At 69.4% G+C, this 14,819-nt stretch carries 15 protein-coding genes; all 15 read right to left on the reverse strand.

The genetic code is table 11. The features are described from left to right. Window positions 1-48 precede the first annotated feature (48 nt). On the reverse strand, window positions 49-456 hold the full coding sequence (locus tag RQI28_RS04755; protein ID WP_311221407.1) for a carboxymuconolactone decarboxylase family protein: 408 nt from the start codon (window positions 454-456) through the stop codon (window positions 49-51). Further along, entirely contained in the window at window positions 383-865 is a 483-nt protein-coding gene (locus RQI28_RS04760) for a MerR family transcriptional regulator (RefSeq protein WP_311221408.1), read from the reverse strand. Before RQI28_RS04760 ends, RQI28_RS04755 begins: the two co-directional genes overlap by 74 nt. A 148-nt stretch (window positions 866-1,013) precedes the next feature. Continuing rightward, window positions 1,014-2,078 carry a nicotinate-nucleotide--dimethylbenzimidazole phosphoribosyltransferase gene (cobT, locus tag RQI28_RS04765; RefSeq protein WP_404976819.1) on the reverse strand — a complete coding sequence of 355 codons (1,065 nt, stop codon included), beginning with the start codon at window positions 2,076-2,078 and terminating at the stop codon, window positions 1,014-1,016. 64 nt (window positions 2,079-2,142) lie between these two features. Next, window positions 2,143-3,642: a cobyric acid synthase gene (locus RQI28_RS04770; protein ID WP_311221410.1), complete on the reverse strand. Its 1,500-nt coding sequence runs from the start codon at window positions 3,640-3,642 to the stop codon at window positions 2,143-2,145. Between the two features lie 132 nt (window positions 3,643-3,774). Next, on the reverse strand, window positions 3,775-4,581 hold the full coding sequence (locus RQI28_RS04775; protein WP_311221411.1) for an SDR family oxidoreductase: 807 nt from the start codon (window positions 4,579-4,581) through the stop codon (window positions 3,775-3,777). A 128-nt stretch (window positions 4,582-4,709) separates the two neighbouring features. After that, window positions 4,710-5,846, reverse strand: coding sequence for an NERD domain-containing protein (locus RQI28_RS04780; protein ID WP_311221412.1), 1,137 nt, complete (start codon window positions 5,844-5,846; stop codon window positions 4,710-4,712). Window positions 5,847-5,890: 44 nt separating this feature from the next. Further along, entirely contained in the window at window positions 5,891-6,895 is a 1,005-nt protein-coding gene (locus RQI28_RS04785) for an aminotransferase class I/II-fold pyridoxal phosphate-dependent enzyme (protein ID WP_311221413.1), read from the reverse strand. After that, window positions 6,892-7,884, reverse strand: coding sequence for an adenosylcobinamide-phosphate synthase CbiB (gene cbiB / locus RQI28_RS04790; protein ID WP_311221414.1), 993 nt, complete (start codon window positions 7,882-7,884; stop codon window positions 6,892-6,894). Before cbiB ends, RQI28_RS04785 begins: the two co-directional genes overlap by 4 nt. After that, window positions 7,877-8,593: a 5,6-dimethylbenzimidazole synthase gene (gene bluB, locus RQI28_RS04795; protein ID WP_311221415.1), complete on the reverse strand. Its 717-nt coding sequence runs from the start codon at window positions 8,591-8,593 to the stop codon at window positions 7,877-7,879. The genes cbiB and bluB overlap by 8 nt, the downstream gene beginning before the upstream one ends. A gap of 4 nt (window positions 8,594-8,597) precedes the next feature. Continuing rightward, window positions 8,598-9,167, reverse strand: a complete 570-nt coding sequence (gene cobO / locus RQI28_RS04800; RefSeq protein WP_311221416.1) for a cob(I)yrinic acid a,c-diamide adenosyltransferase — start codon at window positions 9,165-9,167, stop codon at window positions 8,598-8,600. Window positions 9,168-9,179: 12 nt separating this feature from the next. After that, window positions 9,180-9,998: an ABC transporter ATP-binding protein gene (locus RQI28_RS04805; RefSeq protein ID WP_311221417.1), complete on the reverse strand. Its 819-nt coding sequence runs from the start codon at window positions 9,996-9,998 to the stop codon at window positions 9,180-9,182. Then, window positions 9,995-11,068, reverse strand: coding sequence for an iron ABC transporter permease (locus RQI28_RS04810; protein ID WP_311230886.1), 1,074 nt, complete (start codon window positions 11,066-11,068; stop codon window positions 9,995-9,997). Before RQI28_RS04810 ends, RQI28_RS04805 begins: the two co-directional genes overlap by 4 nt. Then, window positions 11,065-11,940 (reverse strand): helical backbone metal receptor, encoded by an 876-nt coding sequence (locus RQI28_RS04815; protein WP_311221419.1) that lies wholly within the window; start codon window positions 11,938-11,940, stop codon window positions 11,065-11,067. The genes RQI28_RS04810 and RQI28_RS04815 overlap by 4 nt, the downstream gene beginning before the upstream one ends. Window positions 11,941-12,709: 769 nt before the next feature. After that, window positions 12,710-13,330, reverse strand: a complete 621-nt coding sequence (locus tag RQI28_RS04820; RefSeq protein WP_311221420.1) for a bifunctional adenosylcobinamide kinase/adenosylcobinamide-phosphate guanylyltransferase — start codon at window positions 13,328-13,330, stop codon at window positions 12,710-12,712. Next, entirely contained in the window at window positions 13,327-14,790 is a 1,464-nt protein-coding gene (locus RQI28_RS04825) for a cobyrinate a,c-diamide synthase (protein ID WP_311221421.1), read from the reverse strand. Before RQI28_RS04825 ends, RQI28_RS04820 begins: the two co-directional genes overlap by 4 nt. Between the last annotated feature and the right edge of the window lie 29 nt (window positions 14,791-14,819).

Raw genomic sequence — 14,819 nt, forward strand, 5'->3', positions numbered from 1 at the left:
TTGCCTCAGCGATTCCAAATGCGGCTGCCACCGCAGAGGCCGATGTCCTCATGCCACCGCAACCGGTGCCTGCACCTCCATGGCCGCAAACACCTCCCGGGCAGCCGCCAGTCCATTGAGCGCCGCCGGAAAGCCCGCATACACCGCCATTTGCATGATGACTTCCACGATCTCCTCGCGTGTCACGCCGACGTTCAGCGCGGCGCCCAGATGCACCTTGAGCTGGGGCGCCGCGTTGCCCATCGCGGTCAGCGCGGCGACCACGGCGATCTCGCGGCTGCGCAGGTCCAGCCCGGGGCGGGAATAGATGTCGCCGAACGGAAATTCGATCAGGTAACGGGCGAAGTCCGGCGCGATATCGGCCAGGCTGGCGACGACGTGCTCACCGGCTTGACCGTCGATCTCGCGCAGTTTGGCGAGGCCCTGGAGGTAGCGGGGATTGGTGGATTGGGACATGAGAGCTTCCTTTGCGTTGGGTCGAAGTTGACGTACTGCGAAGGGAAGCTTCCAGACCCTGGTAATGCCCGATCTTGGCTTGCAGCACCTGAGCGGCCTGCTGCATGGCGGTGATCGTTGCCAGCACCTGCGCCAAGTGCTGCTCCAGCAGCTCGCGGCGCTCCGTGGCGGTCGCGTTCCCTTCGCTGCGCAGCCGCGCGAAGACCTGCATCTGCCCGATGGGCATCTGGGTTTCGCGCAGGCGCAGCAGGAATCCGATCCATTCCATGTCCGACGCCGCATAACGGCGCTGGCCGCCGGGCGCACGCGCCACGGGTGCGATGAGGCCGGCGCGCTCGTAGTAACGCAGCGTGTGCGCGGTGAGGCCCGTGCGTTCGGCGACTTCGGCAATGGTGAGGAGGGATGCCATGGGAACGATTCTGAAAGTTGAAGCGCACTCTAAGTCAAGCGCCACAACGATCCAATTCATCCACGGCCGTGCCGCATCTCAGATGCTATTAATTTAATAGCTATAAGCGCTTATACGATAAGCGCTAGAGGCCAATTTCACTTCAAAATCAGGCTACCGGCCCCGCGACGCTGGCCGACTCGAAGCTCGCCATCTCACGCAGCACGGCGCAGGCCGACACCAGCAGCGGCCAGGCCAGCGCGGCGCCCGATCCCTCGCCCAGCCGCAGCCCCAGGTCCAGCAGCGGCTCGGCCTGCAGGTGCTGCAGCATCAGCGCATGCCCGCGCTCGCCCGATCGGTGCGCGAACACGCAGCGCTGCAGCACGTGCGGTGCCAGCCGGCTGGCGACCAGCACGGCGGCGCTGGTGATGAAACCGTCGACCACGATCACACGCCGCTGGCGGGCGGCCTCCAGCACGGCGCCGACGAGGGTGGCGATCTCCAGCCCCCCCAGCGCGGCCAGCACTTCGAGCGGCGTGGTGGCGGCGGCGTTGGCCGCCAGCGCTTCTTGCAGCACGGCGCGCTTGCGGGCGATGTCGGCGGCATCCAGGCCCGTGCCGGCCCCGGTGCAATCGGCCAGGTCCACACCGCACAGGCGCGCCAGCAGCAGCGATGCGGCCGAGGTGTTGCCGATGCCCATCTCGCCCAGCAGCAGCGCGTTGCCGGGCAGCGCCTGCACCACGGCGCGGCCGTTCGACAGCGCCTGGGCGCACTGTGCAGCCGTCATTGCGGGGCCCACCGACGCATCGCCCGTGCCGGGCGCCACGCGGTGCACCAGCAGCCGCGGCTGGCCCGGGGCTGACTCGCGCGGGGCAATGGCGCGCGCCACGCCGCAATCCACCACCGTCAGCGCCAGGCCGTGCTGGCGCGCCAGCACGCTCACCGCCGCGCCGCCGGCCAGAAAGTTCTCCACCATCTGCCAGGTCACTTCGCTGGGGTAGGCCGACACACCGCGCGCTGCCAGGCCATGGTCGGCCGCGCAGATGAGCATCTGCGGCTGGTCGAGCACGGGCGCTTCGGTGCCCAGCACCCCGCCGATGCGCAGCGCCAGCGCTTCGAGCCGGCCCAGCGCGCCCAGCGGCTTGGTCTTGTGGTCGATGCGGTGCTGCAGGCGGGCGGCCAGTGCGGGGTCGCTGATGTCGTCGATAGCGGGAATGTCGAAAGCAGGCAACACGGCCATTTACTCCTGAAAAGATAGCTGCTTGCGCTTATCCATCAAGCGCTAGAGCATGATTTGGCTATGAAATGAGAGATTCCAGCACGCCCGCGTCGAACCACGCATCCACGCCGGCAGAGAGCCGGTCGAACACCGTCTCCAGCGTGGGCGCGGCGGCGCCGAACAGCGCGTGCAAGGCGTTCGCGTCTTCAAACAGGCCGTGCAGATACAGCCCCAGCACGTTGCCCTGCGCGTTCTGCCAGGCCAGGCCCGGAATCACCTCGCGCGCCACGTCGCCGGCGGCGGCCATGGCGGGGTGCTGCGCGGTCTGGCCGTGGTGGATTTCATAGCCCGCCACCGCCGTGCCCGCCAGCGCCTGCCAGCCGCCCTGCAGCGCGCCGAAGGTGGTGTGCGTGTGGCGCACCGTCTTGTCCGGCGCGAAGGCGGTGACCAGCGGCAGCAGCCCCAGGCCGGGCGCGTTGCCGTCCACACCGTGCGTGTCGATCAGCGCCTCGCCCAGCATCTGCAGGCCGCCGCACACGCCCAGCACGCGGCCACCGCGCGCGGCGTGGGCGGTGATGGCGGCGTCCAGCCCCTGCGCGCGCAGCCAGGCCAGGTCGGCCGCCGTGGCCTTGGAGCCGGGCAGCACGATCCAGTCGGCGCCGGCCAAGTCGGCCGGCGCACGCGCCCACAGCAGGCGCACGCCGGGCACGCTCTTGAGCGGCTGAAATTCATCCAGGTTGCTGATGCGCGGGTAAGCCACCACCGCCACCGTGGTGTGCACCGCGCCGCCAGCGCCTGCGCCTGCCTGCGTGCGGTCATCGAACACGCCGTCTTCTTCCGGCAGCCCGTGGCCCCACTGCATGGGCACGGTGGCGACGACCGGCACCCCAGTGCGTTCGCGCAGCATCTCGGGCGCGGGCGCCAGCAGGGCCGCGTCGCCTCGGAACTTGTTGAGCACGAAGCCGTGGATCAGCGCCTGTTCTTCGGGCGGCAGCAGCGCCCAGGTGCCGTACAGGTGCGCAAAAGCGCCGCCCCGGTCGATGTCGGCCACCAGCAGGCAGCGCGCGCCGGCATGCCGGGCCACGCGCATGTTGACCACGTCGCTGGCATGCAAGTTGATCTCGGCCGGCGAGCCCGCGCCTTCGATGACCACCACGTCGTTCTCGGCACGCAAGGCGTCCAGCGCCGCCGCGATCTGCGGCCACACCCGCGCGCTGCGGCCGCGCCACGGCAGGGCCGACAGCTCGGCATTCACCTGGCCCATCAGCACGACCTGGCTGCGCGTGTCGGCCTCGGGTTTGAGCAGCAGCGGGTTCATGCGCACCTCGGGCGCAGCGCGCGCGGCGAGGGCCTGGAAGTACTGCGCGCTGCCGATCTCGCCCCAGGCCGCAAAGCCGCCGGAGTCGGCCGGCACACCGCCGGTGACGGGCACCACGCGCGCGTTGTTGCTCATGTTCTGCGCCTTGAACGGCGCCACCTTCAGCCCCCGGTCGCTGTACCAGCGGCACAACGCGGTAGTCAACCAGCTCTTGCCGGCCCCGCTGGACGTGCCCAGCACCATCACGCAACGCGCGGCCATGTCAGCATGCCCTCCGCAGAACGGCGTGGGGCAGACGCAAGCGGGTGTCGAGGGCGGGAGGGAGGAGTAGAGGTGCGGGCATGGTCAAGCCCGCCATTGTCCCCTGCGCCAGCGTGCGACCGGCGTACCGCGTCAAGCCTGCGGCGGCTGCCCGTTCGATGCCGACACGCCGCCGTCCACCGGCAGCACCACGCCGGTGACGAAGCGCGCGTCGTCGCTGGCCAGAAAGGCGATCACCGAGGCGATCTCTTCCGGCTCTGCACCGCGGCCCAGCGGAATGCGCTCGGCGAACTTGGCCAGCAGTTCGGGGTTGCTTTTGATGTCTTCCGTCATGCCGGTGAAGGTGAGGCTGGGCGCCACCGCGTTCACACGCACGCCGTCGCGGCCATGGTCCAGCGCCAACGCGCGGGTGAAGTTGGACACCGCGCCCTTGGAGGTGTTGTAGAAACTCATGTCCCAGTCGCCGCCCAAACCCGACACCGACGAGGTGTTGACGATGCAGCCCTGGGACCGGATGAGGTGCGGCATGGCCGCCCGCGCGCCGTGAAACACGCCCGACACGTTGGTCGCCAGCACGCGCTGCCAGTCGTCGATGCTGGCCTCGGTCACCTTGCCCTGCACGGCGATGCCCGCGTTGTTGACCATCACGTCGAGCCGGCCGAACCGCTTGACGGTCGCTTCGACCAGGGCCTGCACCTCGTCCCACTTCGACACATCGGCAGCTTGCGACAGCGTGCGTTCGGCAGGCAGATCGGCCAGCGTGGCGGACAGTTTGTCGTCGCTCAGATCGGCAATGGCGACCATGGCGCCTTCCTGCGAAAAGCGCCGCGCGGTGGCAGCGCCAATGCCGGAGCCTGCACCGGTGACGATGACGACCTTGCCGGCGAAGCGCTGGCTCAGGTTGGCAGGCTGTGGACTGAAAGTTGAAGACGAGACCATGACGGTTCCTTCGATAAAAGATGATGTGACAGGCGCATGGCCAGCCATGCAACGGTCGCCCATCCTCTATCGTGAAAGTGTGCTCACCAAATCCGTCAGTGGCGCATTGCGGTGTCAGCCGTCAGGCACTAGGCTTGCAGATCGGCGGGCCACAAGAAGTACGGGCCGTGCCGGCTTTTCTCCACGAATCCGGCGCCGCATTCGACGGCTTTGTCGGTCAGGCGATAACCCCCGCCGTCCGTGGCCACGAGGTAACCCAACTGCTCCAGCCGGGCCAGTGTTTCCGCCGCCGTGCGCAAGCCCCAGCGCGCGGCCAGGCGCGAGGTGGTGAGTTTGTCGGCGTTGGCTTCGGCTGCAGGCGCTACGGCAGTTGATGCTGCAGGTTGAATGACGGGTGCAGGTGCAGCCACGGGAAGCGGCAGCGCCACCGGGGACGGCTGAACACGAACGGGCTGCGGCGCGGCTGGCGCATACACCGGCACCGGCTCCCGCACCCTGTTGGCGGCAGGTTCTGCGGCCATGCCCACCTCTGCCAGACCGAACTTCGCAGCCCAGTCGAACCGTTTGGGCCGATGCAGCTGGGCGACCTGGCGGGCCAGCTGTTCCAGCGTCTCGGCGCCGACGATTCGAGCCACCGAAGTGACCGTATCGAGGCCCGACTCCTTGTCGATGCGGCGCTCGATCGTCGAGCGCAGGCTGTCGCTTTTGATCACCGTCTCCATGCCGGGAAACGGCTTGCTGGGCCGCGTAATGCGCGCGGTATTGCTGATCAGCACCAAGCTATGGAACCGGGGCTTGAGCGTGAACCCCAGCCGCGTCGGCAGCGTGATCAGGCTGCTGCCCAGCACGGCCTGCAGCACGGCGACGTGTCGGCCGTTCTGCTCGATGGGAGAGGGAATGCCTTGTGGGCGGCCGGCATAGAACGACGTGAACTCGCCCAGCTCGTTCAGGGCAACGCCCTGGCTGAAGTGTTTGGATTCGCACACCCAGAATTCCATGAAGCGGCTGATGAGCAAATGGTCGATCTGCGCGACGCGGCCCTGGTATTCGATGCGCAGGTCATGAATGACCGCCCAGTTTTTCGACTCCTTGTGGTGGAAGTCGATGTCGTAGGCCGCATCGGCCTCGCCCTTGGCGCCGGCGCGAATGTTACGGATCTGTCGGTCGATCTGCGTGGCCTGCGCGGGTGTGATCGCCGGGTGGTGCAGCAGCGTCTGTAGCGCTTGCAGATCCGCGTCCCGGTCGTCGGCGTTCTTGATCAGCATGGTTTCTCTCCCTCTCTACGTATGCATTGGAATCTTGGGTGTGGTCACTCTTTTTCTGGCTTGCAGGCCTGCCGCAGTGCCACCTGCGCCGCCGGTCCCAGCACGCCCAGCCGTACATGGCCCGGCAGCCCGAACGATGCGCAGTCACGCAGCTTGATGCCGTGCCCACGAAGTGCGTTCAGCATGTCGCGCGCAGCGCGCTCGGGCAGCCGCGCGCTGAAGTAATTGGCCAGGCTGCCGGGCAGCACCGTCCAGCCCAGCGACGTGCAGAGCGTCGTCTGCGCTGCTTTCCATTCGCGCAGCGTATTCAACGTGCCAGCAAGCCAGTGCTGGGTCGCGGGCTCGGTCCACGCCTGCAGCAGCGCTACGCCGTGCGCGCCCAGCGGCCACGACGGGGCCAGTTGGCTCAGCATGGCGATGTCGCCCTGCGCCGCATCGCCTTCGGGCGCAATGGCATAGGCGGCGCGCACGCCGGTCAGGCCCAGGGCCTTGTTGGGCGTCCACAGTTGCCAGGCGCCAGGCGGGCCGGCGCGCGGTGCGCCTTCCAGCCGCAGCGGCGCATAGGCGCAGTCGATGACTTGCAGTGCAGCGAACGGCACGGTGCGACCTGCATCAAGCGCGGGGTCGGCGCGTCCCAGCGGGCTGGAGGGCTCGCAGGCCCAGTGCAGTGCGGCATCCGCCGCCGCGTTGTCGCCCTGCCCTGCCCGTACAACGCCCAGCGCCCACGCTTGCGCGGCGCGCTCGTAGTCGCCATAGCTGTGCGCTGGCAGCGCCACTGCGCGGGCGCCCCTTTGCGCGGCCAGCGCAGTGATGCGGTGGATGAATTCGCTGGCGCTGGCCGCGATCACGATGCGCGCGGGCGCCACGCCGTGGAAGGCACCCAGGCGCTCGCGCAGCGCGGTGTAGGCCGGATCGGGGTACTGCGTGGCATCGGCGCCCTGCAGCGCGGCCAGGGCCTGAGGGCACGGGCCGCAGGCGTTGGCGTTGGTGGAAAAGTCGTGCAGCGGCACGCCGAGCGCGTCGGGGCCGCCGTGTTCTGGTGTGGTCATCGGCTCCACGGCAGATTCACTATCAAGAAGATAGCTACCAGCGCTAGCAGGATAAGCGCTGCAACCACTTTCGATGCCGAATGCGCTGCCTGGTACGTGTCTGTCGGCCCGGCCGCGCGGCCCGTTGCGTTCAGCACGTAGACATCGGGCTTGCCCAGCCGCACGCCCAGCGCCAGCGCCATGGCGGCCATGGGCCAGCCGCTGTTGGGCGACGGGGTGCGGCGCGCTTCGGCGCGCAGCCTGGGCCACGGCGTGCGAGGGGTGCGGGCGCTGCGACCGTGCGCCAGCCACCACAGCAGCGCGGCGGTCAGCCGTGCGGGCACCCAAGACAGCACGTCGTCCGCCCGCGCCGCCCACTTGCCGGCCCACTGCCACCAGCGGCCGCCGCGCATGCCGGGGTAGCCCCACATGGCGTCGGCCGTGTTGGCAAAACGGTAGAGCGCCGCGCCGGGCAGGCCCAGCAGCGCGAACCAGAAGAGCGGTGCGACGACCGAATCGTTCAGGTTCTCGGCCAGCGATTCGATGGCGGATTCGCGCACCTGCACGGCATCCAGCGCGGCCACGTCGCGGCTGACCAGGCGCGCCAGGCGCTCGCGGCCGGCGTCGAGCGATTGCGCCAGCGCGGCCTCCACCGCCAGCACCTCGCCGCGCAGCATGCGCCAGGCGAGCAGGGGTTTGAGCAGCAGCGCGACCAGCAACGCAGCAGCCCAGGCCGGCGTATGGCGAAGCACCAGCCACTGCAGGCCGGCCGACACTATCAAAACAATAGCTGCCAGCGCACACCACATAAGCGCTGCAAGCCAAAAACACTTCAAATCACGCCCCGTGGGCTCGGTGGGCGCGACGCGGTTGCCGCCCCACTGCAGCGCGTTGCCGATCCAGACAACGGGGTGCGCCAAGGCGGGCGGCTCGCCGAACAGGCGGTCAATGGCAAGCGCCAGCGGCACGGCGGCCATCATCACCCAGACGGCGTGTGTTGGTTCAACCATGGCCGGCGTCTTCAGACAGCGGCACGGCCACATCGGCCAGCCACGGCGCGGGCGCGCCCCAGGCGCCTTCAAAGACGACGGACGCCAGCGGCGCGCGCTGCGCCCAGCGCTCGCGCTGCAGCATCGGCTCTTCGTAAAAATCATGCACCGGCCCCAGCGACAGCAAGGCCACCACTTCGGCGCCCGGCGGCAAGTCCAACAGTTCGCCGACCGCGCCCGGCTCGAACATCGACACCCAGCCCATGCCCAGCCCTTCGGCGCGCGCGGCCAGCCACAGGTTCTGGATGGCGCAGGCGACCGACGCCAGGTCCATCTGCGGCAGCGTGCGGCGCCCGAAGACATGCGACTCGCGCCCATCGGCCAGCGCCACCGCCAACAGCTCGGCCGCGTCCAGCAGGCCTTCGACCTTCAGCTTCAGGAAGGTATCGCGCCGCTCGCCCAACGCATCTGCCGTGCGCTGGCGCTCTGCTTCCACGCAGGCGTGCAGGCGCTGGCGCAAATCCGGGTCGGCCACGCGAATGAAACGCCATGGTTGCATGAACCCCACGCTGGGCGCATGGTGCGCGGCCTGCAGCAGGCGGGCCAGCACCTCGGGCGCGACCTGGCCGCCCGCGAAGTGCCGCATGTCGCGCCGCTCGCGGATGGCGCGGTAGAGCGCGGCGCGCTCGGCCTCGGTGAACGCAGCGTCGTGGTCGGTGGATTGCTGCACCGCGCTAGTCCTCGATGCCGCGCTGGGCCGGAATGCCGGCCTGGAACGCATGCTTGATGAGCCCCATCTCGGTCACCGTGTCGGCCACGTCGATCACTTCCTGCGGGCAGCGCCGGCCGGTGAGCATGACGTGCACGTGCCTGGGCCGCGCGGCCAGCGTGTCCAGCACTTCCTGCAGCGGCAGCCAGCCGTAGATGAGCGGGTAGGTCACCTCGTCGAGCACCACCAGGAAGAACTCGCCGCCCAGGATCGCGGCCTTGGCGCGCTCCCAGCCGGCGCGGGCAAGCTCGGCGGAGTTGTCGATATCGCGGCTCTTCCAGGTAAAGCCGTCGCCCAGGCCTTCGATGGGAATGCCCAGTTGCTCGAACATGCGGTGCTCGCCAAAGCGCGCGGTGGGCACCTTCATGAACTGGAAGATCTTCACGGGCTTGCCGCGCCCGTGCGCGCGCAGCGCCAGGCCGAAGGCCGACGTGCTCTTGCCCTTGCCGTTGCCGGTGTTGACCAGCACGATGCCGCGCCGCTCGCCAGCGGCTTTCTCAGAGCGTTTTTCGGCGGGTGGGGTTTCGATGTCCATGGGTCAGTTCATTCAGTCCGTATGAGTGTTGCGCGAAAGCGCAGCGCCAGCGTCGATGCGCGGCAGCGCGATCCATTGCCCGTCCAGCTGCCGCACGCGGATGCGGTGGTCAAACACGCTCTCGAGCGCCGCGTGCGTGGCGGCGTCGCCGCTGTCGCCCTGGTGCATGACGCGGCCGCCCGCAATGATGACCAGCGCATCGGCCTGCAGCGCCATCGACACCTCGTGCAGCACGCTGACCACGGTGCCGCCGGCAGCGACCAGCGCGCGCACGGTGTGCAGCCAGTCGGTCTGGTGCGGCGGGTCAAGGTTGGCGAGCGGCTCGTCCATCAGCAGCACCGGCGCCTGCACGGCCAGCGCCCGTGCCAGCAGCACGCGCTGGCGCTCGCCGCCCGACAGCTGCGACAGCGGGCGATGCCGCCAGTCCCAGGCCTGCGTGGTGCGCAGTGCGTGTTCGACGGCGGCGTGGTCGGCCGCGCCGGGCGGTGCCATCCAGGCCTGGTGCGGCAGGCGGCCGAGCATGGCGACGTCGTAGGCCGTCAGCTCGTCGGCGGAAGCCTCCTCGTTCTGCCCCAGCCAGGCCAGCTGGCGCGCACGCTCGCGGCCGGGCAAGTCCCCCAGCGGCGTGCCGTTCAACCGCACTACGCCGTCGATGCGGCCGTGGCGCAGCACCCCGGCCAGCACTTTCAGCAGCGTCGATTTGCCCGCGCCGTTGGGGCCGACCACGCTGGTCCAGCGGCCGGCGGGCAAGGCCAGGTCGATGCCACGCAATATCAAGGCATTTCCGATGCTGGCGCTTATCCCGTGAGCGCTGACAGCTATGCTTTTCATAGCGATGCGCCTTGTGCCGAGCGGCGGTGCATCAGCCACAGCAGGTAGCTGCCGCCCAGGGCGGCGGTCAGCACGCCCACCGGCAATTCCTGCGGAGCCAGCACCCAGCGCGCCAGAATGTCGGCCGCCAGCAGCAGCGTGGCGCCCATCAGGCTGGACAGCAGCACATGCCGCTGGTGCGTGGCGCGGGCGATGGAACGCACCAGGTGCGGCGCGGCCAGGCCCACGAAGGCGATCAGCCCGGTCTGCGCCACGGCGGTGCCGGTGGCCAGCGCCATGGCCGCCACCAAACCGGCGCGCATCGGCCCGAGCGGCAAGCCCAGGCTGGCAGCCGTGGCCTCGCCCAGCGTCAGCCCGTCGAGCGCGCGCGCCAGCACCCAGGCGGCCGCAGCGCACAGGCCCCAGGCAGCAGCCATCAGCACGCAGGCGATCCAGCCGACGAAGCTGGTGCTGCCCAGCGTGAAGGCCTGCATGGCTTGCAATATGTCGGGCGACGCCAGCTCGACCAGGTCACGCGCGGCGCCCAGCACCACGCCCACGATCACGCCGGCCAGCAGCAGGCGCAGCGTGTGCTGCACGCCGCGCGCCAGCACCAGCGTGAGCAGCACGGCGCCCGCCGCGCCCACGAAGGCCATGCCGGTCACGCCCAGCCGCGCCAGCCATTGCGCGGCGGTGGGCGACACGCCAAAGAGCGCCATCGCCAACGCCCCGCCCAGCGCCGCGCCCGAGGCGCTGCCCAGCAGATACGGGTCGGCCAGCGGGTTGCGGAAAAGGCCCTGCGCGATGGCGCCGGCCAACCCCAGCAGCGCACCCGCCAGCCAGGCGCCGGCTGTGCGCGGCAGGCGGATGTCCCAGACGATCTGCAGCGCGATGGGGTCGTCCGCCATGCGCAGCACGCTGTCGAACCCCGTGCTGCCCACGCGGGCGCCCAGCAGCAGCAGCAGCGCGCTGACGATCAGCAGCGCAGCGGCCAGCCAGCCGGCGCGGTGGCCGGCGGGCCGCACCAGGCCAGCGGGCAGCGGCACGGCAGCGGCGGGGTGAACGACGCCTGATTTCGGCTTGGTCATCATCCAGGCGCTTTCTCGGCAATGCAGCGGGCCATGATGCGCGCCGCGTCGGCCATGCGCGGGCCGGGGCGCACCACCACGTCGGCCTCGCCCGGGCCGAAGGCGCAGATGCGTTCTTCGCGCACCGCCGGCAGGCTGGCCCAGCCGGGGTAGAGCACCATGGGCTGCATGCTGCGGTTGCCGATCAAAATGATTTGCGGGCGGGCGCGCACGATGAATTCGGGGTTCAGCCGGGGGAACGGCCCCAGCGCCGCCGGTACCACGTTGCGCACGCCCAGCCGCGCCAGCGTCTCGCCGATGAATGAGCCCTCGCCCGCCGCATACGGCCCGCGGCTCACCTCGAAATACACCCGCACCCCTTTGGCCCGCGCGGGCAGCGACTGCGTGGCGGCCTGCACGCCGGCATCGATCACGCGCCAGAGCCGGTCAGCGCCCTGCTGCGCCGGCACGCCCAGCAACTGGCCCACGGTGGCCAGCACGCGGCGCACGTCGGCATGCGTCTTGGGCTCCAGCGCGACGACCTTGATGCCCAGCGCCTCCAGCCGGTCGCTGGCGCGCGAGCTGGTGGCCAGCAGCACCACGTCGGGCTGCAGGGCGACGATGGCTTCGATGTTGGGGTCGATGCCGCCGCCCACCTGCGGCAGGCGCTGCACCGATTCGGGCCAGTTGGAATAGCGGTCGACGCCGACCAGGCGGTGGCACTGGTCTAGGGCGCAGACGCTTTCCGTGAGCGAGGGGAGGAGGCTGACGATGCGTTGCGGAGGTTGGGGGAAGGTTTGGGTGCGGCCGCGGGCGTCGGTGATTTCAAGGGCTTGTGTCGCCAGTGACAGGGTCAGCGCCAGGGCTGCGCAGAGGAATCTGAGGGTGGTGGTCATGGCTTTCTGCTGGCCTTGTGGGGTTGCCGTTCGGTGGGCTGCTTTGGCAGTGGCCATGTGGTTGTTTTCCGGGGCCGGGTGATGCGCCCGGCGGCGCACTTACTTTCTTTCGCTTCGCCGAAAGAAAGTAAGCAAAGAAAGGGCGACCCTGCTGTCTGCGTCCCCTTCGCTGCGCTGCGGGGCAACCTGCGGTGCTCGCGTGCGGGGTGTGCCGCAGAACTCACTGCGCGCTGCGCGCTCCGTTCAAACAGCTGCGGCAAGCTAGTCAACGAAGCCTGTGTGTCCTGCGGCACACAGGCCACCCCGCCCGCTGCGCTCCTCGGCGCATACAGAAGGGAGTTGAACAGCCAACAACCCATACGGGCCATCGCTTCGCTCGGCCTGAAGCGCGGCGCGCAGCGCTCGCGCGCTGGGGGCCGAGCGCAGCGATGGCCCGTGTGGCTCCCCCACTCCCGTGTGGATGCGCCTGTGTCGGGCAGGGCGTGGGGTGGCGGGTGTGCCGCAGGACGCACCCGCTTCAATTCTGACTCGCCGCGGCTGTCTGAACGAAGCGCGAAAGCGCGCAGTGAGTTCCGCGGCGCACCCCACGCCCTGCCCGACACAGGTTGCCCCGCTCGCCGCAGGCGAAAGGGGTCGCAGACAGTCGGGTCGCCTTTTCTTTGCCTACTTTCTTTTGGCGAAGCAAAAGAAAGCAGGTGCGCCGCCGGGCGCACATCCCGGCCCCGAAAAACAAACGCAGAGCGAAAGCAAAAAACAGCCATCAGAAGGCTCAGCCCTTCAAAGAAAGACCCAAGCCCGCCACCACCAACGTCACCCTCTCACAAACCTCCCCCACCCGCTGATTCACCCCCCCCAACGCATCCACAAACGCCCTCACCTCCCGCCCCATCGGAATCACCCCCAACCCGATCTCATTGCCCACCAGCACCACCGGCCCAGGCGCCTTCAGGATCGCTACCAAAACCATAGCTACCTGCGCTTGATAGTCAAGCGTTAGAGCCCGATTTGACCCTGAATCAGATTCCAACCCAGAACCCTCATCCATAGGCATCAGCCAGTTGGTCAGCCACAAGGTCAGGCAATCCACCACGATCAAGGTCCGCGCATCCGAATGCCGCCCCAGCGCCCCCGCCAGATCACGCGGCTCTTCCAACGTGGTCATGCCAGGCACCCGCTCCGCCCGGTCGCGCTGGTGCCGCGCAATGCGCTCGCGCATCTCGTCATCCCACGGCTGCCCGGTGGCGATCAGCAGCGCACGATGATCCGGCGACTTCGCCAGCCATTCGCGCGCAATCAACTCGGCACGGCGCGACTTGCCGCTTTTCTGCCCGCCCAGAATGAACTCGGAACGGGCAATGGAAGGCGACGGCGCGGCAGGTGACCCGGTCATGGCGCATCTCCTGCGCCCAGCAGCAAGGCGGTAGCGCGCGGGTTCGACGCGAACCAGGCGTGGAAGTAACTGGCATGCACGCTGCCGTGCCGGTACAGCGCCTCGCCCGGCGGCGCGCCCTCGGCCGCGCCGGGCCGCATCGTGCGGGCAATTACGGCGGCCGTGCTCTCGCAGGTGGAATAGTGGAATGTGTGGCCGCGCAGCACCTGGCCGCCCACGTCCAGCTGCTGCGGCCCCAGCGCGGCCAGGCGCCGCTGCATGGTGACGTCGCCCGGCAGCAAGCCCCAGAGCGGCAGGCGCCTACCGTCCTGCAAGGTGATCGATTCGAAGAGGGCCATCATGCCGCCGCATTCTGCCCACACGGCCCGGCCGGCGGCGATGTGCGCGCGCAGGCTCTGCTGCATGCCGGTGTTGGCGGCCAGCGCCTCGGCGTGCAGTTCGGGGTAGCCGCCCGGCAGCCACGCGGCATCGCAGGGCGGCAAGGCGGCGTCGTGCAGCGGCGAAAAGCGCACCACACGGGCGCCGAGTTGTTCCAGCGTCTGCAGGTTGGCGTCGTAGACAAAGCAGAACGCCGCATCGCCGCCGACGGCCACGGTGCGGCCGGCCAGCAGCGCAGGCGTTGCGGCAGCGTCTTCTACTGTGGAAGCAGGCGCTGCGAATGCGACGCGCCAGCGCTGCCAATCCGCCACCGTCATCTGGCCCAGCGGCGTGGCGGCCAGCGCGTCGGCGGCCGCGTCCAGCCGCTGCAGGGCGTCATGCAACTCGTGCGCGGCGACCAAGCCAAGGTGGCGCTCGGGCAACAGGCGCGGTCCGTTCTCGGCGGCCAGCGTCACGCGCGGCAACGCGCCCAGCCAGTCGGCGGCATCGGTCAGCCCCGCGCGCAGCAGGCTGGCGTGGCGTTCGGTGGCCACGCGGTTGGCCAGCACGCCGGCCCAGGGCAGGCCCGGTCGGTAGTGGCGCAGGCCATGCACGATGGCGCCCAGCGTGCCGCCCATGGCCGACGCATCGACCACGGCCAACACAGGAATGCCGAAACGCATGGCCAAATCGGCCACGGAACTCTCGCCATCGAACAGGCCCATCACGCCTTCGATGAGCAGCAGGTCGGCGTCCTGCGCGGCCTCATACAGGCGGCGGGCGCAATCAGCCGCGCCGGTCATCCACAGATCGAGCTGGTGCACGGGCGCACCGCTGGCCAGCTGGTGCCAGTGCGGGTCGAGAAAGTCAGGCCCGCATTTGAAGACGCGCACGCGCCGGCCCTGGCGGGCATGCAGGCGCGCGAGCGCAGCGGTGGCCGTGGTCTTGCCCTGGCCCGAAGCGGGTGCGGCGATGACGATGGCGGGGCAGCTCACGCTGCCCGCCACGTCTCGCGCTTCTTCTGCGTTTTCAGCGTTGTTGGCCTTGTGAGCCCCTGCCGCTTCTCTTCCCTCTTCTTGTCTCGACATCCGGTCGTCGCTCATGCGCATCGCTTGGTAATCAGGTTCAGGCT

It is taken from the genome of Acidovorax sp. WCS2018Noco2-16 (assembly GCF_031843945.1).
In the GTDB taxonomy this organism is placed as follows: domain Bacteria; phylum Pseudomonadota; class Gammaproteobacteria; order Burkholderiales; family Burkholderiaceae_C; genus Paracidovorax.